The following is a 25179-nucleotide window of genomic DNA, read 5'->3' as shown; positions in this document are numbered from 1 at the left end:
GAACCGTAGCCGCGCCCGTCCGGCGCCACAGTGGCTGCGCTGTTCGCGTTTGTTCGCGTTCTTTCGGGGGCGCCGAAAGCTCAAGAATGGCTCAACATAACTGCTCAGGCCTTCAGCAGAAGCGGTTGAGACAGCGACGATCATCGAGGTGTCGAAGCCGCGAAAGACCGGGGTGGCGCCAGCCCGGCTGCGCGCGAGCGCACTGGCACCGATGTTCACGGACCGGTCGGCCCGCGGGATCGCGGATCGGCTCGGCGACCTCATCCACGCCGGCTCGCTCGCGCAGGGCCTGCCGCTGCCGACCGTGCGCGCGCTGGCCGCGGCGCTGCACGTCGGTCCGACGACGGTCGCCTCGGCCTGGGCCCAGCTCCAGGCGCGTGGCCTGATCCACAGCGACCGGCGACACGGCAGTTTCGTACGCGGTCCCGGAACACTGGCCGGCCGGCGGTTCGCCAGCCTGGCGCCGCCGTCGGTCCGGCTCGACCTGGCCACCGCCTTCCCCGACCCCGCCCTGCTGCCCGACCTGGCCGGCCCGATGGCCGCGGCGGTCGAGGGCACCCACTGGCGGACCTACCCGGACGACACGGTGGACGCCGGCCTGGCCGCGGTGCTGGACGCGACCTGGCCGTTCGAGGCCGAGGACTTCACGGTCACCAACGGCGCGCACGACGCCGTGCACCGGGTCGCCGGCGTGGTCCTGCACCCGCACGACCGCGTGCTCGTCGAGGAGGTCGCCGCCGCCTCGCTGCTCGACATCGTCGAGGACCACCGGGCCACGGCGGTGCCGGTGCGCTGCGACGACGAGGGGCCGCTGCCGGACGCGCTCGCCGCGGCGCTGGCGACCCGGCCCGGCATGCTGCTCCTGCAGACCCGGATGGCGAGCCCGTACGGGCACGCGCTGTCCCGCCGCCGGGCCGCGGCGCTGGCGCCGATGCTCGCCGACCACGACATCGTGATCCTCGAGCAGGACAGCGCGCACGAGCTCGCGCCGACCCCCGACGTGTCGCTCGGTGAGTTCCTGCCGGAGCGGACCCTGCTCGTCCGCAGCTGGAACAAGTCGCACGGCCCGCACCTGCGGGTCGGCGCGCTGGCCGGGATCCGGCGGGTCGTCACGCGCGTGCGGGCCCGGCAGAAGGCCAGCGGCGGCTGGCCTTCCGTGCTCACGCAGCGCGCCCTCGCCCAGATGCTGGTCGATCCGGAGACCCGGGCCATGATCGGCCAGGCGCGGGCCACCTACCGCCAGCGCCGGCTGCAGCTCGTCCAGGCGCTGCGCGAGCACGGCCTGCGGCCCACCGGCGTGGCCGGGCTGTCGGCCTGGGTGCCCGTCAGCGACGCGGCCACCGCGATCAGCGCGCTCGCCGCCGACGGCATCGGCATCGCCTCGGGCGCACCGTTCACTGTGGATGAAAGCGGCCGGTCACACGTCCGGATCGCCACCACCCTGCGGCACGACGAGCACGCCCGGATCGCCCGCGCTCTGGAGAAAGCGCACCATCGCTAGATAGGCTCACCGGTCGTGGATGAACCGCGGGACGAAGCCGACCGGGTACGCGTGTCCGACCGCGAACGGGAGCAGGTCGTCGACCTGCTCGGCCGGGCCGCCGCCGAAGGCCGGCTGACGCTGGACGAGTACGCCGACCGGGCCGCCGACGCGCACGCGGCACAGACCCGCGGCGAGCTCGCCAGGCTGACCGACGACCTGCCGGCCGTGCTGCCGTCCGCCGCCCCGCTGCCCAGGCCCACGGCGGCGCCGGACCAGGCCCCGGTGCGGATGGTCGCCGTGTTCGGCAACGAGTCCCGCAAGGGCCACTGGCTGGTGCCGGCGCGGTTGCAGACCTGGTCGGTGTTCGGCGACTGCCACCTGGAGCTGCAGGAGGCCCAACTGCAGTCACCCTTGACGACGCTCGAGGTGAACGTGGTCTTCGGCTCGGCCACCATCTTCGTGCCCGAGGGCGTCGAGGTCCGCCTGACCGGGCCCGCCGTCTTCGGCAGCAAGGAGTCGAAGCTGCACGGCGCGCCGCGGCCCGGCGGCCCGGTGCTGGACGTCCGCGTCAAGGTCGTCTTCGGGTCCGTCACCGTCCGGCCGCCACGCCGCCGCTGACCGCTGCTCAGATCGTGAAGCCACCGTCCACGTTGACGGTCGCACCGGTGATGTAGCGACCGCCGTCGCCGGCCAGGAACGCCACGGTCGCCGCGACGTCCTCCGGGCGCGCGTAGTGGCCCAGCGCGGTGTGCCCCGCGATCAGCTCCGCGTTCGGCCCGTCGGCCGGGTTGGCGTCCGTGTCGGTCGGGCCGGGGTTGACCAGGTTGACCGTGATCGCCCGGGGACCCAGCTCGCGGCCGAGGGCCTTGGTGAGGCCCACCAGCGCGGTCTTGCTCATCGAGTAGAGCGCGAAGCCCGGGAAGATCGCGCGTACCGCCATGTTGCTGCCGATGTTGATGATCCGCCCTCCGGCCGGCATGTGCCGCACCGCGGCCTGGGTCGCGATGAACGGCGCGCGGATGTTCACCGCGACCGTCTGCTCGAACTCCGCGAGGGTGAGCTGGTCGAGCGGGCCGGTGACGAAGGCGCCGGCGTTGTTGACCACGATGTCGAGCCGGCCGAGCTCGGCGGCGGCCCGGTCGACCGCGCCGACCATCGCGGCCGGGTCGGCGCTGTCGGCGCGCACCGCGGCGGCCTTCCGTCCGGTCGCCCGGATCCGTTCGGTCACGGCGTCGGCGCGCCGCTCGTCCTGCTGGAAAGTCAGTGCCACGTCGGCACCCAGCTCGGCGAGCCGCACCGCGACCGCCGCACCGATGCCCCGGCTGCCGCCGGTCACCAGCGCCACCTTGCCGTCAAGCGTGTTGTTCATGATGTTCAGCCTGCTCGGGCGCGCAGCCGGCGTCTGGCGCCCATCGGACCTGGCGTTGCGGTGAGCACCGATTGGGCAGCTTCTGGCCTGGCGGGTGAGCGCCGGCCGCGTGCATCGTGACCACACGACGAGGAAGGGGTCTGCGATGGCGAAGGTTCTCGTGCTCGGAGCGGGCCTGACCGGCCTGGCCACCGCCGCGTTGCTCGCGCGGGACGGGCACGCGGTCACCGTGGTGGAGCGGGACCCGGCGCCGGCACCGCCGCCGGGGCAGGCGTGGGACGGATGGCCACGCCAAGGGGTCAACCAGTTCCGCCTGGCGCACTTCATGCTGCCCAGGTGGTGGTCGCTGGTCCGGGCGGAACTGCCCGGGGTGACGGAGGCGCTGCTGGCGGCCGGCGCGTTGCGCTGCAACCTGCTCGCGCTGCTCCCGGAGCGCCGGCGCGGGCCGATCCGGCCGGCGGACGACCGGTTCGAGACGGTGACCGCACGGCGCCCGTTGCTCGAGGCCGTCCTGTCGCGCGCGGCGGAGTCCGCGGGCGTCACGATCAGCCGCGGCGTCGCGGTCACCGGGCTCGCCACCGACGGGCACGGCGCAGTGCCGCGGGTGATCGGGGTGCTGACCGCCGCGGGCCCGCCGATCCACGCGGACCTGGTCGTCGACTGCGGCGGCCGCCGGTCCGCGCTGCCGGCGTGGCTGGTGGCCGCGGGGGCGCGCCCGCCGGTGGAGGAACGCGAACCGTGCGGGTTCGTCTACTACGGCCGGCACTTCCACGGCGAGCTGCCCGAGATGCACACCAACGTGTTGCAGGCGTACGACTCCCTGAGTGTCCTGACCCTGCCCGGCGACAACGGCACCTGGAGCGTCGTGCTCGTCACGCACGGCCGGGACAAGGCGATGCGCGCCCTGCGTGACCCGGCGTGCTGGCACCAGGTGCTGGCCCGCTACCCGCTCGCCGCCCACTGGGCGGACGGTGCACCGATCACCGGCGTCGACGTCATGGCCGGCATCGAGGACCGCCACCGGCGGCTGGCGGTGGCCGGCACGCCCGTCGCCACCGGCGTGGTCACCGTCGGCGACGCCTGGGCCTGCACCAACCCGTCGCTCGGCCGCGGCGCGTCGATCGGGCTGCTGCATGCCCTGCTGCTCCGCGACACCCTGCGCGAGATCGACCCGGCCGAGCACGACAAGCTGGCCAGCCGGTTCGACGAGCTGACCGCACGGGCGATGGAACCGTTGCACCAGGCGACGGTCTGGCTCGACCGGCACCGGCTCGCCGAGCTCGAGGCGGACCTGGCCGGCGAGCCCTACCGCCCGGACGACGGCCGCTGGGCGGCCAGCAAGGCGCTGTTCGCGGCGAGCCTGCACGATCCGGAGCTGACCCGCGCGTACAGCGCGCTGGCGTCGTTCATCGCCGGCCCGGACGAGGTCTTCGCGGAGCCGGGTGTGCGGGAGCGGGTCGGTCGGCTCAGCGCCGGAGCGCCGCCGTATCCACTGCCGGGACCGTCCCGGGCCGAGCTGCTGTCCACGTTGGACCAGGCAGGAGCAGCGGGCTGGCCAGGATGAGCAGGCCCGCGACGGTGATCGCGGTGCGCGGGCTGGTGGCGTCGGCGAGCAGGCCGCCGAGGGCGCTGAGGACGGCGATCGACGCGCCGCTGCTGATCGACCAGGCCGACAGCGTGCGGGCGACGCGTGCGTTCGGCGTCTGCTCGAGCCGGTACGTGGCCAGCACCGGGTTGAACAGGCTCATGCTGACGATGATCGCCAGCTCGACGGCGATCACCGTGGCGAGGCCGACGACGCCGGGCTGGACGAACGCGAGACCGATCAGCCAGACCGCGCGCAGCGTGCCGACGGTACGGATGATCCGGTGCTGGCCGTAGCGGGCCACGACCCGGCGGGCCAGGCGCGCACCGATCAGTCCGCCGACGCAGGGCGCAGCGAACGCCAACCCGTACTGCCAGGGCGGGAAGCCGAGGTCGCCGAGGAGCAGCACCGCCAGCAGCGGCTCGGTCGCCATGATCAGGCCGGCGACCAGGATCTGGTTGAGGAAGAGCGGGCGCAGCCCGGGGTGGGTGAGCAGGTGCCGCCAGCCGTCGAGCAGCTCGCCGACCCGGGTCCCGCGCCGCGCGGTCCGCCGCGGTGGTTCCTCCCGGCCGCCGATGGCGGTGATCCCCAGCGCGGAGAGCAGGTAGCTCAGCGCGTCGGCGACCACGGTGGTCACCGGGCCGAACAGGCCGACGGCGGCGCCGCCCAGCGGTGGGCCGACGGCGATCGCGCTCCACGTCGTCGACTCGAACCGCGCGTTGGCGACGAGCAGGTCGGCGGGCTCGACCAGGGTCTTGAGGTAGGCACCGCTCGCCGCGCCGAAGGCGATCTTCGCCGCCGCGACGATCGCCGAGACGACCAGCAGCTGCGCGAAGACGAGCCGATCGACGGCGTACGCGATCGGGATCGTCGCCATGGCCGCGAACCGGACGAGGTCCATCGCGATCAGCACCGGGCGCTTGCGGTGAAACTCCACCCAGGGCGCGAGCGGAAGCGCGATCAGCGCGCCCACCGCAGGACCCACGGCGGACAGCGCGGCCACCTGGCCCGGGCCGGCGTCCAGCACCAGCACCGCGATCAGCGGGAACGCACCGAAACCCAGACCGGAGCCGTAGGCGCTGACCGCGTACGCGGCCCACAGCCACCTGAACCGTCGCCCCACCGACACAACCCTTCGTTGGCCTCACGGAATCTCAGCAGGGTCGGCGCAAGGGCTCAAACAACCATCGGGGCGGCGAGCCACAACTGATGGTTGTGGGTCTAGGGTTCGACGCATGGATCTGGACGCCGTGCGCACCTTCGTCGCGGCGGCCGACGCCGGCCAGTTCCAAGAGGCTGCCGCCGCGCTGTCGATCACCCAGCAGGCCGCCTCCAAGCGCGTCGCGGCGCTGGAGAAGGACCTGTCCGTGCGGCTGTTCACCCGCACGGCCCGCGGGGTCCGGCTCACGGTCGACGGCCAGGCGTTCCTGCCGCACGCCCGCGAGTTGCTCCGGGTGGCCGACCGGGCCGACGCGTCCGTGCGTCCGGGCCGGCGGGCGCTGCGGGTCGACGTGCTCAGCCGGCGCGTGGTGCCGGCGGTGCTGCTGCAGGACTTCTACCGCACCTATCCCGAGATCGAGCTGGACGTCGTGACGCTGGACGCGGACGTCACCGGGGCGATCGCCGCCGTCGAGGCCGGCAGCGTCGACGCCACCTTCCACGCGATCGCGCTGCCGGCCCGGCGGGTCCCCGCGACGATCCGCACCACCTGGGTCATCGACGAGCCGCACGAACTGCTCGTCGGTCCGCGTCACCCGCTGGCGAACGCGCGCTTCGTGACGCCCGCCCGGCTGGTCGGGCACCGCATCTGGATGCCGGGCATGGCCGCCGGCACCGAGTGGGCCGACTACTATGTCGAGCTCGCCGCCGCGTTCGGGCTCACCATCGACGTGATCGGGCCCAGCTTCGGCAACGAGGTGCTGATGGCCGAGCTGGCCGAGTCCGCCGAACTGGCCACATTGGTCGGCGAGCGCTCGCGCTACCTGTGGCCGGACAGCTACGACCTGCGCCGCATCCCGGTCCACGACCCGATGCCGATCTACCCGATGTCGCTGATCCGGCGGGCCGACAACCGGCATCCGGCGCTCGGCAAGCTGCACGACTACCTGGTCGCCAGACGCGCCGACCTCTCGGGCGTCGACGTCTGGCTGCCGCAGTGGCGCGACCGCTAGGAGGTGGCGGGCTGGTGCCTCGCGAACCAGGAGCGGGCCTCCGGAGTGCTGAGCAGGACCGCGTAGACCGTCGGCCAGACCAGGCTGCTCAGCGCCGCGAAGACGCCCCCACCGAACAGGCGGGCCACCGCGAGGGCCACGGCGACCGCGCACAGGGCGAGGACCGCCCGGCGCGCCCAGCGCCGGCCGCGCCGCACCGCCTCTCCCAGGCCGACGTAGAGCAGGCCGTACACCGCGTAGAGGGCGGACCGCAGCGGACTGCCCGACGGCAGGCTGACCAGCGCGCCCAGCACGGTCAGCCCGCCGCCGACGTAGAGCAGGATCGACGCGGCGAGCACCGGCCCGGGCGGCTTGCGGCTAGCCACCGTTGCCCACGAGGCGGCCCACGTTCTCCGGCGCGAAGAACTCCGTCGGTGAGGTCACACCGGAGTTCAGGCGGGCGAACGCGTCCATCGCGTCCTGGTTGCCGGCCATCGCGGAGACCAGGTGGACCATCTGCTCGTCGGGCGGTTGCAGCGCGGCGATCTGCAGGGTCATCTGGTAGACCGGCATGGCGCGGGCGTCCCGGCTCCGCTGGAAGCCCGCCATCGCCGCCGCGTAGTCCGCGCCGGCCAGCGCCGCGGCCAGGGCGTCGGCACAGCCCTCGGCGTCGAGGAAGGCGTCGGTGATGCCTTGCGCCGTGATGAAGTCCCGGCAGTAGCCGGCGTCGCCGACCAGCGCCCAGCCCGGCCCGTACGGGTTGCGGAAGTAGTTGGGCACCGACGTGCCGACGATGCGCTCCTCGCGCTTGGCGTCGCGGATGCGCTCGGCGAACGCGGGCGCGCTCGCGAACATCGCCATCAACGTGCCTTCGACGTCGTCGCGGTGCGCGGCCAGTTCCGCGTGCGGCCAGCCGCCGATCACCAGCGTGCGGTCGTCGTTGGTGGGGCACACCGCCCAGCCGCGGCCGGGCCGGCTGTAGGCCTCGAAGGTGTCGGTCGGCAGGTTGCTCCAGTATGAGTAGTAGCCGACCGTCAGCGGTGGTCGCTCCTCGTACTCCGCGGGCCGCACCGCCTTGGCGACCACGGAGTTGCGGCCGTCCGCGCCGACCACGACCCGGGCACGTTCCACAACGGACACTCCGCCGGCGGCGCGGCCACGGATCCCGTCCACCTGTCCGTCGGCGGCGAGCAGCACCTCGTCGACGGTGAAGCCCTCGCGGACCTCGGCACCGGCCGCCGCCGCCGCGTCGACCAGGATCTTGTCGAGCAGGGGACGGCGCGGCGCGTACGCGTAGGGCGAGTCCGCGGTGCCCGGCGCGCCGGCCAGGACGAGCGGCCCGAAGTCGAACGAGTATCGCCCCACCGGCGGGCAGCCGGTCGCGACGACCTGGTCCAGCAACCCCCAACGGCGTAGCGCGGCGGCGCCCGGCGGGTGGATGACGTGTGTGGACACGGTGTCGCTGGGAAACGTCGCCCGGTCCACCAGCAGCACCCGATGCCCCTGCCGCGCCAGCAGCATCGCCAGCGGCGACCCCGCACACCGGGCACCCACCACGATCACGTCGTACGCCTGGCTCATCAGCCCTCCGATTCGTCCTGGTGAATCTACCTGCGATCGCCGCCCGGATCTGCTGACGATCAAGGCGTGCCCGATCGGGACCGCGCGAACCTGCGCTATCCGCTGGCACCGATGGTCGCGGGCGCGGTCCGGGAGCTACCGGTCGGGCCAGGCTGGGCGTACGAGCCGAAGTGGGACGGCTGGCGCCAGCTCGCCTGGGTCCGGGCGGGCCGGGTGCAGTTGCAGACCCGCAACGGGCACGCGATCGGGCTCCAGTTCCCGGACATCACCCGCGCGCTGCGGGCCGCGCTGCCCGCCGGCACCGTGCTCGACGGCGAGCTGGTCGTCTGGGACGAGGGCCGCGACCGCACGAGCTTCTCGCTGCTGCAGCGCCGGGCCGCCGCGGGTGGCGGGCGCGCGCCGCAGCTCGCTCGGCAGTTCCCGGCGCACTACGTGGTCTTCGACGTGCTCGGCACCGCCGAGGAGTCGCTGCTGCCCGCGCCGTTGCGGGAGCGCCGGGACCGGTTGGAGGAGCTGTTCGCCGACGTGCCGAACCAGCTCGTGCTCTGCCCGCAGAGCGACAGCGTGACGGTGGCGCGCGAGTGGATGGACACATGGGTGACGACCGGGATCGAGGGCATCGTCGCGAAGCGTCGGGACCAGCGCTACCGCGCGGGCCGGGGCGGCTGGCGCAAGCTGCGGGTACGCGGCACGGCGGAAGCGGTCATCGGCGGCGTCACGGGCTGGCTGACGGCGCCCCAGACCGTCCTGGTCGGACAGTACGACGGCAACGGCCGCCTGCGCTACACGGGGCGATCGATGCCGCTGACCGACGAGCAGCGCGCGGAGCTGGCGCCGTTGCTGTCCCGGCCGGTGGCCACGCGCCGCGGCGAGCCGGTGCGGCACCCCTGGCCGCAGCCGCTGCCGCCGTCCTGGTCCGCCTCCTGGCAACGCCCCGAAGCCCAGGCGTACGTGCAGGTGGAGCCGGCCGTCGTGGCGGAGCTGCTGGTCGACACCGCGATCGAGCGGGGCCGCTACCGGCACCCCGTGCGGCACGTCCGGGTCCGCCGCGACCTGTCCGTCTACGACGTTCCGCTGCTCGGCGTCACCGAGTAGGCCGCGGCCTGGATCGCGGCGGTGAAGGCGGCGACGGCCGGGTGGGCGGCGGCGCCGGTGCGGTAGGCGACCCGCGTGCGCCGCCGGGTGTCCAGCCGGACCAGGCGCACCTCGGCCGGCGGGTCGGTGGCGGCCAGCGCGGGCACCAGCGACACGCCCTGGCCGGCCGCGACCAGAGCCAGCACCGTGGCGAAGTCGTCCGCGTGGTGCCGGGCCCGCGGCAGGTAGCCGGCGCTGCGGCAGACCTGCAGCGTGACCGTGTGGCACAGGGTGCCCGGGGTGGCCAGGATCCACGGCTCGTCGGCCGCCTCGGCCAGCGTCGCGGCCGCACCGGTGGCCGGCACCGCCAGGAAGACGGGCTCCGTCAGCAGGGGCACGGAGTCCAGGGTCGGATCGGGCTTCACGGGCACCACGTCGTAGTCGTGCAGCAGCCCCACGTCGAGGCGGCGGTCGCGCAGCGCGCCCGGGACCTCCGCCGGGTCCAACTCGGTGACCATCAGCTCCAACCCCGGATGTTCCCGGCCGAGGGCGACCAGGGTGGCCGGCAGGAGCGTGCGAACCGCCGTCGGGAAGGCGCCGATCCGCAGCGGACCCGATACGCCGGCGCCGACCGCGGCCAGGACCGCCGTCGTGTGCTCCAGCGCCGCGAAGACCGCGTCGGCGTGCTGCACCAGCACGTGGCCCGCGGCCGTCAGCGTGACCCGCCGGCCCGTGCGGCGCAGCAGGTCGACGCCCGCCTCGCGCTCGAGGGTGGCGAGCTGCTGCGAGACCGCCGAGGGCGTGTAGGTGTGCGCCTGTGCCACGGCGGCGATCGTGCCGAGGCGGGACAGGTCGCAGAGCAGGCGCAGGCGGCGCAGGTCGAGCATCAGATCAGCTTACGGTTTGCGGCAGAAATGCGAACTGGACCTTACGCTTCGGCGTACCCGAGGCTGGGGTCATGACCTTGACCGGCTTGTACGTCCCGTTGATCACACCGTTCGACCACGACGGCGCCATCGCCGTCGACGCCCTCGAGGCTCTCGCCAACGACGTGCTCGGCGCGGGCGCCGCCGGGATCGTGGCCCTCGGCACGACCGGCGAGCCGGCGTCGCTGACCGAACAGGAGCGGCACCGCGTCGTCGACGTGCTGGCCCGCGTCTGCGCCGAACGATCGGGCCAGCTCGTCGTCGGCGCCGACACCGCGGCGGCGGCGCGGGACCTGACCCGCTGGCCCCAGGTGACCGCGACCCTCAGCGTCGTGCCGCCGTTCCTGCGGCCGGGTGCGGCCGGGGTGCACGCCCATTTCACCGCCCTGGCCGCCGCGAGCCCCGTGCCGGTGGTCGTCTACCACGTCCCCTACCGCACCGGCCAGCACCTCGACGCCGGCGCGATCCGCCGCCTCGCGGCCGTCGACGGCGTGGCCGGCATCAAGTACGCGGTCGGCGGGCTCGACGCGGACACGGTCGACCTCCTGGCCGACCCGCCGCACGGTTTCGCCATCCTCGGCGGCGACGACACCTTCGTCTCGCCCCTGCTCGCGCTGGGCGCGCACGGTGGCATCCTCGCCTCGGCGCACGTGGCGACGGCGCGGTTCGCGGAGCTCGTCGACGCGTGGCGGGCCGGGGACGCGACCACCGCCCGCGCCCTCGGGCACGACCTCGCCCGCCTGTCGACGGCGCTGTTCGCCGAACCCAACCCGGCGGTCATCAAGGCCGTCCTCCACGCGCGGGGCCGGATCCCGACCCCGGCGGTACGCCCGCCGCTGCTCGCCGCCGCGCCGGAGTCGCTGGCGGCCGCTCTGCAGCTCAGAAACTGACCGACCCACCGACCGGGATCCGCGTGTACGCCGTGCGGCCCTTCTCCTCCAGCCAGCCGTCGAAGTTGCCGTTGCCGCGGTCGGAGAACATCGCGTCGTGGATCGGGAACGCCCGGGCCGGCGCCACCGCGCGGGTGAAGTCCAGCGCCTCCGCCAGCTTGGTCCACGGCCCGCTGGCCGGCACGAGCAGCGTCTCCACGGGCACGGACGGCACGAAGAAGGAGTCGCCCGGGTGGTAGACGCCGGCGACGACGAACCCGACGTTGGCACAGCCCGGCAGGCCCTCGTAGGTCTCGGCGTGCGCACCGCCGACCGTGCTGACCTCGAATCCCGCCGCGGTGAACGTGTCGCCGGGCGCCACGGGCTGGATCGCCGCGGCCACCGCGGGCGCGCCGTCCTCCTCGGCCGTGGCGGCCAGCCCCGCCGGACCGTGGATCCGCAGCTTCCGCGCCGATCCCAGGAGGGATTCCAGGTGCGCGACGTCGAAGTGGTCGGCGTGCTCGTGGGTGACCAGGATGTCCGTGACGCCCTCGTAGGCCGCCGGCTCGGTCCAGATGCCCGGGTCGAGCAGCAACCGCCGGTCACCGTCGTCGAGCCGTACGCAGGCGTGCGTGTACTTCGTGAGCTGCATGATCGCACCCTACGCGGCCGCCGGGCGTCTCCCGCCCGGCGGCCGCGTCGGTGTCACTTGCCGGCGAGCTTGTCGAAGTCGATGACGTCCGCCTCGGCCGGGGCCTTGATGCCCAGGTCCTTGCCGAAGTCACTGAACGCGAGCCCGCCGTCCTTGCTGTCGGCGCCCTCCATCAGCAGCGGGTAGGGCTCACCGGACGTGGCCACCCACAGCTTGCTGCCTGCGCTGCCACCGTCGAGCAGGGCGAGCGCGTCGACGCCGTCGATCTGCTTGGTGTCGCCCTTGGTCACCGTGCCCGTCGGGCTCAGCAGGTCGTCGACGTTGGCCAGCGAGAACAGCTCCGAGAGGTCCTGGTCCTTCGCGGAGACCTTGGCCCACTTGTCGCCCATCATCTTGGCGATGGTCTTGCCCTGGTCGGCACCGGCGGTGGCGGTCCAGAACTTCTCGTCGGGACGGATGAACTGCTGCCCGCCCACGGCCAGCACCTCGACGGTGCCCTGGGCCGCGCCCGCCGAGATCTTGCCCTGCACGTCCTTCCCGCTGATCGCGAGGTCGAGGCTGAGGTTCTCGCCCTCCTCGACGACGTCGCCCTTGAGGCGGTAGGACTTGGCGCTCAGCAGCGCCGCCTTCGCCTGCTTCAGGATCTCGTCCGGAGTCTGGTCGGCGATGCCGTTGCCCGCCGGCGAGGCGGACGTGGCCGCCGGCGCCGGCGTGCCGGCGTCGTCGGCGTTGCCGCAGCCGGCGACGAGCGCGGCCGCGAGGGCGATCGGGATCGCCCACTTAATCGTTACGGTCCTCATCTGAGCTACTGCCCTTCTGCCCCCGTTCGGGACCAGGTCTCGAACGTTTTGAAGAAATATGTCCATCTCTGAAACCGAGATGGGCCGGTTGGGCAGGTTAGGCGACCGTGGCCGTCGAACTCAAATCGCGCTCACGTGCGCGGACACAGTGGACGAACGCGTCAGTCGCCCGAGCCGCAGGCGGTGCCGTCGCCGTTGCGGTCCAGGCCGTGCCGGTCGCGACCGCCGGTCACGGGAAGCGCCCCGAAGCCGCGTTCCCGCAGCCAGGCGCACTTGTCACTGATGCCGTCCGGGAACACCCACGGCACGCAGATGCTCCGGTCGCCGTACGCGTGGTCGCAGCCGTCCGTGCCTTCCGCGATCTCCAGGCCGGCGGTGGGCGACGGCAACGGCGGGTTCGGCTTGGCCTTCGGCTGCTCGGCGAACGGCTGCACGAGCGGTGGCGGCGCTCCCGTCGGGCCCGTCGGGTCCGGCTCGTCGGCGCCGGCCTCGTGCGGTTTCGTGCCGACGCCGCTGTCCGCCGCGGACTCGTCGGCCGGCGCCGCGGCACCGCTGCCGGCCTGCCAACGGCCCTCGCCGTCACCGCCGCCCGCGACCAGCACGGCCACGACGACGGCGAGCACGAGCACCACCGGCGCCGCCGCGAGGCCGAGGCGCTCGCGCCGACTCCGGGCCCTCACCCAGTCGGCGAGGACCCCGTACCAGCGGGTCATCCGAGCTTGACCCACTTGGCGACGGACGGGACGCCCTGGCCGTTGTGCACGAAGAGCATGTACCAACCGGGCGGCGCCACGTTCGGGTTGCTGGTCACGTTGAGGTCGATCTCGTTGCCCTTGACCGTCATCGGCAGCTCGACGAACCGCTGGTTGGGGTCGGACGAGTGGGTCACGGCGGCCGGGCGGATCAGCGATGCCCGCGTGATCGTCGAGTCCACGGTGATCCGCTGCGTGCTGCCGTACGTCCAGTTGGTGTTGGCGACCGAGCTGATCTGCGGCCGGGCGCCCTTGAACAGGTACGCCGGCGAGTAGATCGAGATCCGCATGTCGAACGAACCGTTGGCGGGGTTGTCGCCGACCGCCATGACCCGGCCGTCGGGCAGCAGGAAGGCCGACGAGTGGTAGGTGCGCGGAACCGGGTCGATGGCCGCGCCGCTGAACGTGTTGGTGGCCGGGTTGTAGATCGACGCCTCGTACACCGGGTCGGCCCGGTTGTGCAGGCCCCCGCCGGTCTCGAAGATCTTGCCGTCCGGCAGCAGCACCAGCGAGACGTACATCTTGCCCTGGTCGCCGGTCTGCGGCACGCCACCGGAGAGCGTGCCCTGCGGCAGGTCCGGGCCCGGCTGGTAGGTGGGGTTCGCGGCCTTGAGGTCGATGATGTCGGTCAGCCGGTGCGCGGTCGCACCGCTGTCGCCGTTGCCGCCGCCGACCGTGAACACCTTCTGGTCCTGGGCGGGCGGCAGCAGCACGCTCATCGACTGGTCGCGCTCGTCCTTCTTGCGCAGGCCGGGCACGTCGGTGACGCTGCCCGTGCCGATGTCGTAGATCGAGGCGCCCGTGCCGGCCCGGCCCTTGCCGAACGTGTGGCTGCCCGTGTAGAACAGCCGGCCGTCCTGCATCAGCACCATCGTCGGGTAGAAGCCCCACCAGGCGTAGTTCTGCTTGACCTGGTTCGGCGGCAGCCACTTCTGCTGCGCGGCGCTGTAGTACTCGGTGACGACGGTGCCCTTGGCGTCCTCACCCTGGCCGCCGAGCGAGATGACGTCGCCGTTGCCGAGCAGGGTCGCCGACGGGTACCAGTGGCCCTTCTCCATGTCGTTGATGCGGGTGTACGTGTTCTTCGCCGGGTCGAAGATGTACGAGTTCCTGAGGCCCTTGTAGCCGGTGCCGTCGGGCGTCGGGTACGCCTTGTTGCCGCCCATCACCAGCACCTTGCCGTCGCTGAGCTGCACGTGCCCGGCGCAGAACAGGTCGTCGGGCGTCGGCACGTTGGTGAAGACGCCGGTCACCGGGTCGTACACGGCGGTCTTGAACGTGCCCGCGGCGAACTGCTTCGGGTCGTTGCCGGAGCCCGCGACGAGCAGGACCTTGCCGTTGTCGAGCACCACGGCGTGGATGCCGCGGACCGTCGACTGGTAGGGCATCACCTGCCACTTGCCCTTGACGCAGCCGCTCGCGTCGGTGCAGCCGGCCGGCGTGGGCGGCGGCAAGGGCACCTCGGTCATCGCGTAGTCGTCCGTCGTCAGCGTGCCGGTGCTGTAGATGCTGACGCCCCAGGTGACCTGGTCGGTGTTCGGCGGGACCAGCGGCGTGCGCACCGTCTTGAACTGCCACGTCCCGCTCGCCGGCAGCGTCGCGGGGTCGATCCAGTACTGCCAGCCCAGCTTGGTGTCGTGGCGGTAGAGCGTCATAGCGTTGGCCGAGGTGGTCGACTTGTACCAGACCGAGAGGTCGTACTGGCGACCGACGGTCACCTTCGGCGCGCACTGCGCGTTCTTCACCATCAGCGCCTTGTGGTTGCCGTCGACCCGCTGCGAGATGGCGATCCGCATGGCGCGGCTGCCGGAACGCGCGTCGGTCGTCGGCCCGAAGGTGAACGTGTTGTTGCCGAAGCCGACCCGCTCCCAGCAGGACGGAATGCCGTTGGCGCCCAACGTCTCGAAGCCGGGGTTCGGCACGAGGTTGGTGGCGGCGGACGCGGGTGTGGCGATCCAGAGACCGACGGTGAGCATCAGAACGACAGCGAGCAATCGGCCGAGCCCTCGGCGTAGCTCCGGGCTGAACATCGGCGCGGCGTTTGCGGGAGGCACACCGTCTCCTGTCGAGATCGTCCTTACCTGGGCCGTCCCGCAGGCTACCGGTCAACGCCGTCCCGGCCAACCGGAGTTGTCCGTCGCCGCCGGCGATTCCGTCGCGTCGCGTAGTTCGTCTAGATTTCGGTGTATCGCCCCATTGGCCAGTTTGGACGGACGTGTCCACGCAAAACGCAGCGCGGGCTCCCGCGGCTCTCGCCGGCGGAAGCCCGCACAGGTGCGGTTGGTCGGATGTCAGCAGACGACGCGGCTGCGCCCGGCCCGCTCGCGGTAGGTGCAGGAGTCGATCGCCCGGCCGCGCGGGCCGCTCAGGGTCGCGGTGTCGCCGTTGTTGTTCCAGATGTAGGAGCGGCTGTCCCAGAAGAGCTGGTCGTCGTTGTCGCGGCCGATGCCGGTGTGGACCCGGACCCGGCCGCCGTTGCCGTCGATCCAGACGTTGCCGAACCGGTAGACGTGGTTCGCGCGGTCCTTGATCGTGTAGCCCCGGAGGTTCACGGCGCGGCGGCCGTGGTTGACGAGCGAGATCCACTCACCGTTGCGGCTCGCGTTGGTCCCGTTGTCACGCCCGGGCGAGTCGTACTGGATGCCCGCGATCTGGACGTTGACCTGGACCGGCGGGCGGTGGTTCGGCCGGCCACGGTCGCCCGGGTGGTGCGGGTCGGCGGCCGCCGCCGACGCGACGCCGAGAACGGCACCCAAAGCCATCAAGGAAGCGGAAACGATTCCGACGATCTTGCGCACGTTTTCCTCCGAAGAATCCCTGGTAGAACTGGATGTCCTGATAAAACACGACATCCGGCCGGAAGTCACCAAGGAAGAACGTGCTCGTCTGTCCGTTTCGTCTGTTTCATCCCAATGCGGTCGCCGTAGCGGGCACGGGCGCCTGACCAGTCGGCACCCCCGGTCATCCGTTCGGCTAGCGACGGGCGGGCTCGAACAGCTCGACCAGGTTTCCGGCCGGGTCGGCGACCAGGATCTGGCGGCCGCCGGGGCCGGAGACCAGCTCGCTGCGGAACGGCACGCCGGCCGCGCGCAGGCGCGTGACCTCGGCGTCCAGGTCGGCGACCGTCAGGTTGACGCGGTTGTGGCCCGGCCCGGTGATGTCCGCGGGCGTCGCGCGGGCCCCGGAGCTCGCGGCGCCGGACAGCAGCAGGCGCAGGGGGCCGCGCAGCACCGCGGCGAAGGCGGGCGCGGCGTCGTGGTCGAGCGCGAACCCGAGGTGGGTGGTGTAGAACTCCACGGCGGCCGGCACGTCGTCCACGAGGTAGCGGACGCTGGCGTACGGCTCTGGTGCGGTCATGGCACGAGCCTCCTTCAGGTGGCCAGGACTGGTTGCAGGTGTCTGATCCGGGTCTCGATCTCGGCCGCGGTGCGGTCGAAGTCACCGCCGGCCGCGGCCGGGTCGGCGATGCTCCAGTGGACGCGGCGGGAGCCGGCGCCGAACTCGGGGCAGACCTCCCGCGCCTTGTCGCAGAGCGTGACGACGACGTCGAACCGCCGCCCCGCGAGCGTGTCGAGGTGGCGGGGGCGCTGCCCGGACACGTCGATGCCGAACCGCTCGCGCAGCACCCGGACCGCCTCCTCGTGCAGTCGCGGCTTCGGGTGGCTGCCGGCGCTGGCCACCTCGACCCGCCCGCCCGCGGCGCGGCGCAGCAACGCCTCGGCGATCGGCGAGCGTGCGCTGTTGCCCGTGCAGACGAACAGCACCGAGGCTGGGCCGGCCGGCTCCGGCGTGGCGGCGCGGCCGCCGACGAGGGCCGGATGCAGCGCGCCGCCGCTGCCGGCCAGGCCGTCGGCGCAGCGGTCGAGGTCCAGGTGGTAGTAGCTGTCGCGACCGTCCAGGCTGCTGCGGCCGGCGGTGACGAGACCGCCGTCGCGCAGCAGGCGCAGGTGGTAGGAGACCAGGTTCTGCGGCTCCCCCACCAGGCCGACCAGCTCGCGCACCCGCAGGTCGCCGGCGGCCAGCGCGGACATCAACCGCCAGCGCACCGGGTGCGCGGCCAGCCGGAGGAAGTCTGGCGGGACCATGCGTCCACATTACATCAAACCGATTTGATGTATTCGGGAACCGCCTCGGGCGCAGGCCGCGCGGCCGGGCGGAGCAGGAGCAGCGTCGTCAGGAAGGCGAGCACGACCAGACCGGCACCCACCCCGAAGGCCAGCCGGTAGCCGCTGGTGAGCGCGAAGGCCGCGTCCCGGCCCGCGGCGAGCAGGCCGTCCGTGCGGGCCGCGGCCAGCGTCGAGAGCACCGCTACGCCGAGAGCCATGCCGATCTGCTGCGTCGTGTTGAACACCCCGGACACCAGGCCCGCGTCGTCGGGCCGCGCGCCCGACATGGCCAGCGTCGCCAGCGCCGGCAGGACGAGGCCGAAGCCGGCCGCGAGCAGCATCACCGGCAGCACGTCGACGGCGTAGCCGGCGTGCACCGGCACCCGGACCAGCAGCGCGAGGGTGCCGAACAGGAACACCAGGCCGACAAGCAGCACCCGGCGCTCGCCGAAGCGGGCGTTGAGCCGCGCCGCCAGGCCCAGCGAGACCGCGCCGATCGCCACCGCCGCGGGGAGCATGGCCAGCCCGGTGCGCAGCGCGTCGTAGCCGAGGACGTTCTGCAGGTAGAGCGTCACCAGCACCTGGAACGCGAAGCAGGCGGCGAGCGTGAGGATCTGCACCAGGTTGGCCACCGCGACCCCCGGAGCGCGGAGCACCCGCGGCGGCACCAGCGGGTCGCGGGCCGTGGCCTGCCGCACGGCGAAGCCCGCCAGCAGGGCGACCGTGAGGGCGAGCTGGGCGAACACCCGGACCGGGCCGTACGACGAGATGTTGACGACCGTGTAGATGCCGACCACCAGGCCGGCGGTGACCAGCGCGGCGCCCAGGACGTCGGCGCCCGCGCGGCGGCCCAGGCCACGCTCCGCGGGCAGGGTCCGCTGGCCGAGCGCGATCGTGGCGAGCCCGATCGGCAGGTTGATGAAGAAGATCCAGTGCCAGCTCAGCGCGTCGGTGAGGACGCCGCCGACCACCTGGCCGATCGCCGCGCCCGCCGCACCGGTGAAGCTGAACACCGCGATCGCCTTCGCCCGCTCGGCCGGCTCGGTGAAGAGCGTGACCAGGATGCCGAGGCTGACGGCCACGGCCATCGCGCTGCCGACGCCCTGCAGGAACCGGGCGGCGAGCAGCAATGCGGGGCCGGTCGCGGCGCCGGCGAGCAGCGAGGCCGCGGTGAAGACCGCGGTGCCGGCCAGGAACATCCACTTGCGACCGATCAGGTCGCCGAGCCGCCCGGCGAGCAGCAGCAGGCTGCCGAAGGCGATCAGGTAGGCGTTGACCACCCAGCTCAGCGCCGGCGGTGAGAAGCCCAGGTCGGCCTGGATGGCGGGCATCGCGACCGTGACGATGCTGCCGTCGAGGATGGTCATCAACGAGCCGGTGGCGAGCACGCCGAGCGCGGTCCAGCGGGTACGGGGTTCCTCCATGCGAAGGACCGTACTAGATAGTTCCGTTGCAGACAATCTTTTAGCGGACTACCTCCCGAGCCCGCCGGACCGGGCGGGGTGACTCGACCGGCGTGGCCAGGTGGTCGCCGACGAGCCGCTCCAGCGCGCGCAGGAACGCCTTGCGCTCCGTGGCGGGCAGCGCGTCCAGCGCGTCCGCGTGCACCCGGTCGACGATCTCCTGGCTGCGCCGGGCGACCCGCGCGCCCGCCTCGGTGACCGCGACGATCCGGGCCCGGCGGTCGGTGCTCGACGGCCGGCGCTCGGCCAGGCCGGCCTCCTCCAGGGCATCGACCGTGACGACCATCGTGGTCTTGTCCATGTCGCCGATCTCGGCGAGCTGGATCTGGGTGCGCTCCTCCTCCAGCGCGTGCACGAGCACGCAGTGCATCCGCGGGGTGAGACCGATCTCGGCCAGCGCCGCGGTCATCCGGGAGCGCAGCACGAGGCTGGTGTGGTCGAGGAAGAACGACAGGTCAGGGCTGTCGCGCCGGGGCGCCAAGGCGGTCATGTCCCCAGCATAGGTCCGTAGCGGATTATCTGCCGAAGTCAGACTGCATGAATCGATTCGCGTCCATCCGGCGGATTCCCGGAGATCAATGTCCGCCGTAGATTCCTCCCCGACGGCAACGCAGCCGTCCGGAGAGGAGGGGCCGTGCAAAGACGACTTCTTGGCCGGCGAGGATCCACCGTGCTGCTGACCGCAGCGGTGCTGGTTCTCGCGTCCGGCGCGGCCGGCGGCGCCGCGCGGTCGGCACCACAGCAGCAGCGTGGGCCGGTCGACGGCGGTGTGGTGCAGGGCGACCACGCCGGCACGCGCGACAAGGACAACCGCCGGGGCGCGATCGCGCCGACCGGTGCACAGCGCGACCGGGCCAGCCGTGCGCAGGCCCGGGTGACCTACAACAACCTCGGCACCGCCGCGGTGGTGGCGCCGACCGACCAGGCACTGGCCAGCGGGCTGTCCGCCGATCCGGCGCAGGCCGCGCGCGAATACGTGGCCGCCAACCGCGAGCTGCTGGGGCTGTCGGAGTCCGGCGCCGCCGCGCTCGAGGTGCTCACGGTGCGGCCGATCGGCGACGGTGCCGCGGTCATCATGCGGCAGCGGTTCGGCGACCTGCCGGCCGGGCAGGACGGCATCCTGAGCGTCGGCGTACGCGCCGGGTCCGTCTGGCACGTCAGCTCCTCCCTGGCCCGTGACGGTGGCGCACCGGAGCCGGCGACGCTGTCCGCGGCCGATGCGGAACGGCTCGCGATCGCCGACGCGGCGGCACCGGGCGCGCGGGTCCTGCGCACCGACCTCGTGGCCGTGCCCACCGCCGACCGGGGCGCCCGCGCGGCGTACCAGGTGGTGCTGGTGGCCAACGCCGCCGAGCCGGTGGCGTACTCGACCTATGTGGACGCCCGTGACGGTGGCGTGCTGGTCCGCGAGGACCTGGTCGACCACCACGACTCCGGTGACAACCCGCAGTGGCAGGTGTTCCCGAGCAACCCGCGGGTCGACTACGGCTCGAAGGACACCCGCGAACAATGGTGCTGGGAGCGCGACCGCGGTTGTGACGAGGCAGTCGGCACGTCGGCCTCGCCGCTGCCCTGGGACGTCGACCCGGCGACGGGCCTGTCCACCAGCACGACCCGTGGCAACAACGCGATCGCGGTGCACAACTGGAACAGCGCCGACCCGTTCACGGTCGGCACGGAGACCGCGACCGCACGGCCCAACCGCGACTACAACTACCCCTGGACCAACCAGTGGTACGAGCAGGGCTGTGACCCGGCCGTGTTCACCTCGCCCGAGCGCAACGACATCGACGCGGCCCGGGCCAACCTGTTCGCGATGCACAACCGGATGCACGACTGGACCTACCACCTCGGTTTCACCGAGCAAGCCTGGAACATGCAGGGCGACAACTTCGGCAAGGGCGGGCTCGGCAACGACTTCGAGCAGGGCAACGCGCAGGCCGGCGGCATCGCCGGCGGGTTCCCCGGCTTCGCCGCCCGCGACAACGCCAACCAGATCACGCCGCCGGAAGGCACCGCGCCGATCACCAACATGTACCTCTGGCAGTCGATCCCCGGCACCTTCTACGCGCCGTGCGTCGACGGCGACTACGACATGTCGGTGATAGCCCACGAATACGGGCACGCCGTCACCGGTCGCATGATCGCCGGCCCGAACATGGGCCTGAGCAGCCCGCAGGGCATGAGCGAGAGCTGGTCGGACCAGCTCGCCATGGAATACCTCTACGAGCACGGCTACGCGGCCAAGGGCATGCAGGCCACGACGATCGGCCAGTACGTGACGTCGGACCCGATCGCCGGCATCCGCAACTACAACATGGCCGACAGCCCGCTCAACTACAGCTCGGTCGACTACGACTTCGTGGGTCTCCAGGTGCACGCCTCGGGCGAGGTGTGGACGGCGACCAACTACGACATCCGGGCCGCGATGATGAAGCGGTACGGGTCGGGCAACGCGAAGATCCAGAAGGCGTGCGCCAACGGCGAGCGGCCGGTCACCTCGTGCCCGGGCAACCGCCGCTGGATCCAGCTCGTCTTCGACTCGTACCTGCTGATGGGTGTCAGCGGGGTCAGCATGGTCGACTCCCGCGACGCGCTGCTCGCGGCCGACCAGATCCGGTTCGGCGGTGCCAACCAGGACCTGCTCTGGCAGGCGTTCGCCAAGCGCGGCCTGGGTGAGGGCGCGACCAGCGCCGGCCCGGCCGACGTCAACCCGGTGCCGAGCTTCGCGTCGCCGCTGGCGACCGAGGCGCGGGTGCTGTTCAAGCCGGTCGCCCTCGGCGGCGGGTCCGGCCCGCTGGCCGGCGCCAAGCTGTTCGTGGGCCGCTACCAGGCCCGCGCGGTGCCGGTCGCCGACACCAACGCCGCGACGCCGCTGGGCAGCGAGGTGGCGCTGGTGCCGGGCACCTACGAGTTCGTCGCCCAGGCGCCGGGCCGCGGCCTGGTCCGGGTCGGGCCGATCACCGTGCGCGCGGGTCAGACGGTGCCGCTCCCGGTGATCATGTTGCAGAACGTCGCGTCCGGCTCGGCCGGCGCCACCGCCACCGGCGACGGCGTCAACCAGGCCCGCCTGATCGACGACGACGAGACCACCAACTGGGCGTCGCTGAACAGCCCGGTCGCCGGCAAGCAGGTCACGGTCGACCTGGCCGGCGGCGCGCAGCTGGTCAGCCGGGTCCAGGTGAGCGCCATGCTGCGGCCGGCGATCACCGGCGACCCGGACGCGGGCGGGCAGAACAGGTTCACCGCGCTGCGCCAGTTCAAGGTCTCGGCGTGCGTCGCGAAGGGTTCGGTCACGTGCGCGAACCCGAGCGACTACCGGGCGGTGTTCACCAGCCCGAAGGACGCCTTCCCGTCGGTCGCGCCGCGGCCGCGGGCACCGGAGCTGATCTTCAAGGGCTTCCGGATCAAGCCGACCCTGGCCACCCACCTGCGCTTCGAGGTGGTCACCAACCAGTGCACCGGCGCACCGGACTACGCCGGTGAGCAGGACCAGGACCCGCAGTTCACCACCGACTGCGCGGCGGGCAGCGTCCAGGACGACTTCGTCCGCGCCGCCGAGTTCCAGGCCTTCCTGGCCTGATCCGCACCGAGGAGGGGGCCCTTACCGAGGGCCCCCTCCGAAGGCCGCGGCCGCCTGCTCGATCGTCGCGCGCCGGGCCGCCCAGAACTCGGCGTCGTGGTCGTCCGCGTAATCGGCCGTCGTGCCGGTCGCGCCGTCAATCTGCTCCCGCAGGATGTCGGCGTGGCCGGCGTGCCGGCTGGTCTCGTTGAGCAGGTGCACCAGGACGTTGAAGAGCGGCACGTCGGGGCTGGGCCACCAGGGCACGTGACCGACTGCGTCGATCGTGAGCTCACTGATCGTGACGTCCGAGTGCGCCCAGACGCGCCGGTAGCGGTCGACGATGTCCGCCCGGGTCTCGTCCGCCGTCGCCCACTTGTCGGTCCCGCGGGCCTCGAGATCGTCCCACCGCTGGGTGGGCTCGGGGAACGGCCGGTTGAAGACCAGGCCGAAATACCAGGCCTCCGAATGGGACAGGTGCTTGACCAGGCCGAGCAGGTTGGTGCCGGTCATGGTCAGCGGGCGGCGAATGTCGTATTCGGACAGTCCGTCGAGCTTCCACACCATCGTCTCGCGGTTCTTCCGGAGCTGGCGGTGCAGGTATTCCTTCGCATGGTCGTCGATCATGGGGCCCGAGCCTGCCATGCGACGTCAACCCGCTAGAAGCTCAACGCACCGGCGTGGTCGACCTCGACGAGGAAGGCCACCCGGTCCGTGCGCAGGGGGTACGGTCCGCCCACGTACTTCTGGGCCAGCCGGTCGATGATCTCCCAACCCCGGTCGCCTTCGACGATCTCGACCACCCGGCCGCGCAGGTAGGCCATGTCGTTCGGGCGTTCCGGGTGGGTCAGCGAGATCGCCACGCGCGGGTCCCGGGCGATGTTGCGGGCCTTGCGCGAGTTCAGCGACGTCAGGAACGACACCCGGTCGCCCTCGCGGCCCACCCAGAGCGGCACGCTGTGGGGTGCGCCGTCGGGCAGCAGCGTCGCGAGGTGCGCCGTGCAGGGCTCGTCGATCAGGCGGACCACATCGGCGGGCAGCTTTGTCATGATTCCCACCGTACGGCGCCGGCTACCCGCCCGCCGCCCGGCCACGGCGCTGGCGGAGAATGAGCCGCATGGAGACGATCGTCGGCAGGTATCTCGGGGCCGTGGGTCCCACGCAGGTGGACCCGTCCGCCATCGGGTTCTACGCGATGCTCGACGCGGTGCGGGCGGTCGAGCCGGGCATCGCCGCGGCGACCGTGCAGGAGCTGCTCGACCAGCGGTCGCACCTCAAGCTGATCGCGTCTGAGAACTTCAGCTCGCTCGCCGTGCAGGCGGCGCAGGGCTCGCTGCTCACCGACAAGTACGCCGAGGGCTACCCGGGCCACCGGTTCTACGCCGGCTGCGACAACGTCGACACGATCGAGGCCACCGCGGCGAAGCTGGCCACCGACCTGTTCGGCGCCGCGCACGCGTACGTGCAGCCGCACTCCGGCGCCGACGCCAACCTGGTCGCGTTCCTCGCCATCCTGGCCACGCGGGTCGAGGCCGACGTGCTCAAGCGGTTCGGCGGCCTCGACGGGCCGGCCCGGCTGCCGCAGCTCTCCGAGGCGCAGTTCGCCGAGCTGCGCACCGAGCTCAACAACCAACGCCTGCTGGCGATGGACTACTACTCCGGCGGGCACCTGACGCACGGCTACCGGTTCAACATCTCCAGCCGCATGTTCGAGGCGCACTCGTACTCGGTCGATCCGGGGACCAAGCTGCTCGACCTGGCCGCCGTGCGGGAGCGGGCCCGTGAGGTGCGGCCGCTGATCCTGCTCGCCGGCTACTCCGCGTACTCCCGGAAGATCAATTTCGCGAAGCTCCGGGAGATCGCCGACGAGGTCGGTGCGACCCTGATGGTCGACATGGCGCACTTCGCCGGTCTGGTCGCGGGCAAGGTGTTCACCGGCGACTACGACCCGGTCGCGCACGCGCACGTGGTCACCACGACCACGCACAAGACATTGCGCGGCCCGCGTGGCGGCCTGGTGCTCTCGACGCCGGAATACGCCGAGGCGCTCGACAAGGGCTGCCCCGCGATCCTCGGCGGCCCGCTGTCGCACGTGATGGCCGCGAAGGCGGTCGCGCTGCGCGAGGCGTCGCAGCCGTCGTTCGCCGAGTACGCCGCGCGGATCGTCGCCAACTCCCGGGCGCTCGCCGAAGGCCTGCTCAAGCGCGGCGTCCCGGTGCTCACCGGCGGCACCGACAACCACCTGCTGCTGGTCGACGTCGAAGAGGGCTTCGGGCTCACCGGCCGCCAGGCCGAGCAGGCGCTGCGCGACTGCGGCATGACGCTCAACCGCAACAGCCTGCCGGGTGACCCGAACGGCGCCTGGTACACCAGCGGCCTGCGGCTCGGCACGCCGGCGCTGACCACGCTCGGCATGGGCACCGACGAGATGGACGAGATCGCCGACATCATCGCGCGCGTGCTGGCCGCGACCACCCCCGCCGCGGGCGAGGGCGACAAGCCGGCCAGCAAGGCCAAGTTCAGCACCCAGCCCGACGCGGTCGACGAGGCCGGCAAGCGCGTGCACGCGTTGCTCGCGCAGCACGTGCTCTACCCGAACCTCGACCTCGACCACGTGCGCCCGACCGACTTCGGCCTGACCGCCTTCGAGCACCGCGGGGCCGCCGCCTAGGGCAGGTCGACCACCAGCGCGGAGTACGAGAGCCCCGCGCCGCCCGGGCGCCAGCGGGTCGCCGACACCACCGTCGCGTTGCAGAGCACGAACGTCCCGTGCAGGGTCACCGTCTTCGGGTGGCCGGTGACGTCGA

The 25179-nt window shown here is 72.6% G+C and carries 23 protein-coding genes and 2 pseudogenes; 8 read left to right on the top strand and 17 right to left on the bottom strand.

Going from position 1 to position 25179, the window contains the following annotated elements; translation table 11 throughout:
- Positions 1 to 148: 148 nt before the first annotated feature.
- Positions 149 to 1501 carry an aminotransferase class I/II-fold pyridoxal phosphate-dependent enzyme gene (locus AB0H87_RS10710; RefSeq protein WP_360142569.1) on the top strand — a complete coding sequence of 451 codons (1353 nt, stop codon included), beginning with the start codon at positions 149 to 151 and terminating at the stop codon, positions 1499 to 1501.
- 15 nt (positions 1502 to 1516) lie between these two features.
- Complete coding sequence (locus AB0H87_RS10705; protein WP_360142567.1) at positions 1517 to 2101, top strand: DUF1707 domain-containing protein; 585 nt, start codon at positions 1517 to 1519, stop codon at positions 2099 to 2101.
- Positions 2102 to 2108: 7 nt separating this feature from the next.
- Here AB0H87_RS10705 and AB0H87_RS10700 read toward each other — a convergent pair whose 3' ends face one another.
- Complete coding sequence (locus tag AB0H87_RS10700) at positions 2109 to 2852, bottom strand: 3-oxoacyl-ACP reductase family protein (RefSeq protein ID WP_360142565.1); 744 nt, start codon at positions 2850 to 2852, stop codon at positions 2109 to 2111.
- Between the two features lie 145 nt (positions 2853 to 2997).
- Between AB0H87_RS10700 and AB0H87_RS10695 the strand changes: the two genes are divergently transcribed.
- A complete protein-coding gene (locus AB0H87_RS10695; RefSeq protein WP_360142563.1) occupies positions 2998 to 4416 on the top strand; it encodes an FAD-dependent oxidoreductase in 1419 nt (472 codons plus the stop codon).
- Here the strand turns inward: AB0H87_RS10695 and AB0H87_RS10690 are convergent.
- Positions 4319 to 5560, bottom strand: coding sequence for an MFS transporter (locus tag AB0H87_RS10690; protein ID WP_360142561.1), 1242 nt, complete (start codon positions 5558 to 5560; stop codon positions 4319 to 4321). The two genes, AB0H87_RS10695 and AB0H87_RS10690, sit on opposite strands and share 98 nt — an antisense overlap.
- A gap of 112 nt (positions 5561 to 5672) precedes the next feature.
- Here AB0H87_RS10690 and AB0H87_RS10685 point away from each other — a divergent pair, with 112 nt between their 5' ends.
- Entirely contained in the window at positions 5673 to 6608 is a 936-nt protein-coding gene (locus AB0H87_RS10685; RefSeq protein WP_360142559.1) for a LysR family transcriptional regulator, read from the top strand.
- On the opposite strand, the gene AB0H87_RS10680 is transcribed toward AB0H87_RS10685, so the two are convergent.
- Together AB0H87_RS10680 and AB0H87_RS10675 are read right to left on the bottom strand one after the other, a co-directional pair.
- A complete protein-coding gene (locus AB0H87_RS10680) occupies positions 6605 to 6973 on the bottom strand; it encodes a hypothetical protein (protein ID WP_360142557.1) in 369 nt (122 codons plus the stop codon). The genes AB0H87_RS10685 and AB0H87_RS10680 overlap by 4 nt on opposite strands.
- A complete protein-coding gene (locus tag AB0H87_RS10675) occupies positions 6966 to 8168 on the bottom strand; it encodes an NAD(P)/FAD-dependent oxidoreductase (RefSeq protein WP_360142555.1) in 1203 nt (400 codons plus the stop codon). The genes AB0H87_RS10680 and AB0H87_RS10675 overlap by 8 nt, the downstream gene beginning before the upstream one ends.
- Before the next feature lie 66 nt (positions 8169 to 8234).
- Between AB0H87_RS10675 and AB0H87_RS10670 the strand changes: the two genes are divergently transcribed.
- Positions 8235 to 9263 carry an ATP-dependent DNA ligase gene (locus tag AB0H87_RS10670; RefSeq protein WP_360142553.1) on the top strand — a complete coding sequence of 343 codons (1029 nt, stop codon included), beginning with the start codon at positions 8235 to 8237 and terminating at the stop codon, positions 9261 to 9263.
- Here the strand turns inward: AB0H87_RS10670 and AB0H87_RS10665 are convergent.
- Positions 9230 to 10129, bottom strand: a complete 900-nt coding sequence (locus AB0H87_RS10665) for a LysR family transcriptional regulator (protein ID WP_360142551.1) — start codon at positions 10127 to 10129, stop codon at positions 9230 to 9232. The genes AB0H87_RS10670 and AB0H87_RS10665 overlap by 34 nt on opposite strands.
- 71 nt (positions 10130 to 10200) lie before the next feature.
- On the opposite strand from AB0H87_RS10665, the gene AB0H87_RS10660 reads away from it, so the two are divergent.
- Entirely contained in the window at positions 10201 to 11058 is an 858-nt protein-coding gene (locus AB0H87_RS10660; protein WP_360142549.1) for a dihydrodipicolinate synthase family protein, read from the top strand.
- Here the strand turns inward: AB0H87_RS10660 and AB0H87_RS10655 are convergent.
- From AB0H87_RS10655 to AB0H87_RS10615, 9 genes are all read right to left on the bottom strand, one after another.
- Positions 11048 to 11689, bottom strand: a complete 642-nt coding sequence (locus AB0H87_RS10655) for an MBL fold metallo-hydrolase (RefSeq protein WP_360142547.1) — start codon at positions 11687 to 11689, stop codon at positions 11048 to 11050. The genes AB0H87_RS10660 and AB0H87_RS10655 overlap by 11 nt on opposite strands.
- A gap of 53 nt (positions 11690 to 11742) precedes the next feature.
- Positions 11743 to 12489 (bottom strand): hypothetical protein, encoded by a 747-nt coding sequence (locus tag AB0H87_RS10650; protein WP_360142545.1) that lies wholly within the window; start codon positions 12487 to 12489, stop codon positions 11743 to 11745.
- 161 nt (positions 12490 to 12650) lie between these two features.
- Complete coding sequence (locus tag AB0H87_RS10645; protein WP_360142543.1) at positions 12651 to 13202, bottom strand: hypothetical protein; 552 nt, start codon at positions 13200 to 13202, stop codon at positions 12651 to 12653.
- A complete protein-coding gene (locus tag AB0H87_RS10640; RefSeq protein WP_360142541.1) occupies positions 13199 to 15217 on the bottom strand; it encodes a galactose oxidase early set domain-containing protein in 2019 nt (672 codons plus the stop codon). The genes AB0H87_RS10645 and AB0H87_RS10640 overlap by 4 nt, the downstream gene beginning before the upstream one ends.
- Positions 15218 to 15532: 315 nt before the next feature.
- The gene (locus tag AB0H87_RS10635) at positions 15533 to 16003 is read right to left on the bottom strand and encodes a lamin tail domain-containing protein (protein WP_360142539.1); all 471 of its coding nucleotides are present in this window, start codon (positions 16001 to 16003) and stop codon (positions 15533 to 15535) included.
- 211 nt (positions 16004 to 16214) lie between these two features.
- Positions 16215 to 16598 (bottom strand): VOC family protein, encoded by a 384-nt coding sequence (locus AB0H87_RS10630; protein WP_360142537.1) that lies wholly within the window; start codon positions 16596 to 16598, stop codon positions 16215 to 16217.
- 14 nt (positions 16599 to 16612) lie between these two features.
- A complete protein-coding gene (locus AB0H87_RS10625; protein WP_360142535.1) occupies positions 16613 to 17326 on the bottom strand; it encodes an ArsR family transcriptional regulator in 714 nt (237 codons plus the stop codon).
- A 14-nt stretch (positions 17327 to 17340) separates the two neighbouring features.
- The gene (locus AB0H87_RS10620; protein ID WP_360142533.1) at positions 17341 to 18771 is read right to left on the bottom strand and encodes an MFS transporter; all 1431 of its coding nucleotides are present in this window, start codon (positions 18769 to 18771) and stop codon (positions 17341 to 17343) included.
- 40 nt (positions 18772 to 18811) lie between these two features.
- On the bottom strand, positions 18812 to 19300 hold the full coding sequence (locus tag AB0H87_RS10615) for a MarR family winged helix-turn-helix transcriptional regulator (RefSeq protein ID WP_360142531.1): 489 nt from the start codon (positions 19298 to 19300) through the stop codon (positions 18812 to 18814).
- Positions 19301 to 19480: 180 nt separating this feature from the next.
- Here AB0H87_RS10615 and AB0H87_RS10610 point away from each other — a divergent pair, with 180 nt between their 5' ends.
- Positions 19481 to 22393 (top strand): M36 family metallopeptidase, encoded by a 2913-nt coding sequence (locus AB0H87_RS10610; RefSeq protein WP_360142529.1) that lies wholly within the window; start codon positions 19481 to 19483, stop codon positions 22391 to 22393.
- 21 nt (positions 22394 to 22414) lie between these two features.
- Here AB0H87_RS10610 and AB0H87_RS10605 read toward each other — a convergent pair whose 3' ends face one another.
- Together AB0H87_RS10605 and AB0H87_RS10600 are read right to left on the bottom strand one after the other, a co-directional pair.
- Positions 22415 to 22999, bottom strand: coding sequence for a DinB family protein (locus AB0H87_RS10605; RefSeq protein WP_360142527.1), 585 nt, complete (start codon positions 22997 to 22999; stop codon positions 22415 to 22417).
- Between the two features lie 32 nt (positions 23000 to 23031).
- Positions 23032 to 23421 carry a TIGR03618 family F420-dependent PPOX class oxidoreductase gene (locus AB0H87_RS10600; protein WP_360142525.1) on the bottom strand — a complete coding sequence of 130 codons (390 nt, stop codon included), beginning with the start codon at positions 23419 to 23421 and terminating at the stop codon, positions 23032 to 23034.
- A 68-nt stretch (positions 23422 to 23489) separates the two neighbouring features.
- Here AB0H87_RS10600 and AB0H87_RS10595 point away from each other — a divergent pair.
- A pseudogene (locus tag AB0H87_RS10595) lies at positions 23490 to 24980 on the top strand (glycine hydroxymethyltransferase); the annotation flags it as partial.
- Between the two features lie 95 nt (positions 24981 to 25075).
- On the opposite strand, the pseudogene AB0H87_RS10590 reads toward AB0H87_RS10595, so the two are convergent.
- Positions 25076 to 25179, bottom strand: a pseudogene (locus AB0H87_RS10590) (formylmethionine deformylase); the annotation flags it as partial.

The sequence above is a fragment of the Asanoa sp. NPDC050611 genome, assembly GCF_040654855.1.
Lineage (GTDB): Bacteria > Actinomycetota > Actinomycetes > Mycobacteriales > Micromonosporaceae > Asanoa.
This window is presented reverse-complemented; position numbering and strand designations above follow the sequence as displayed.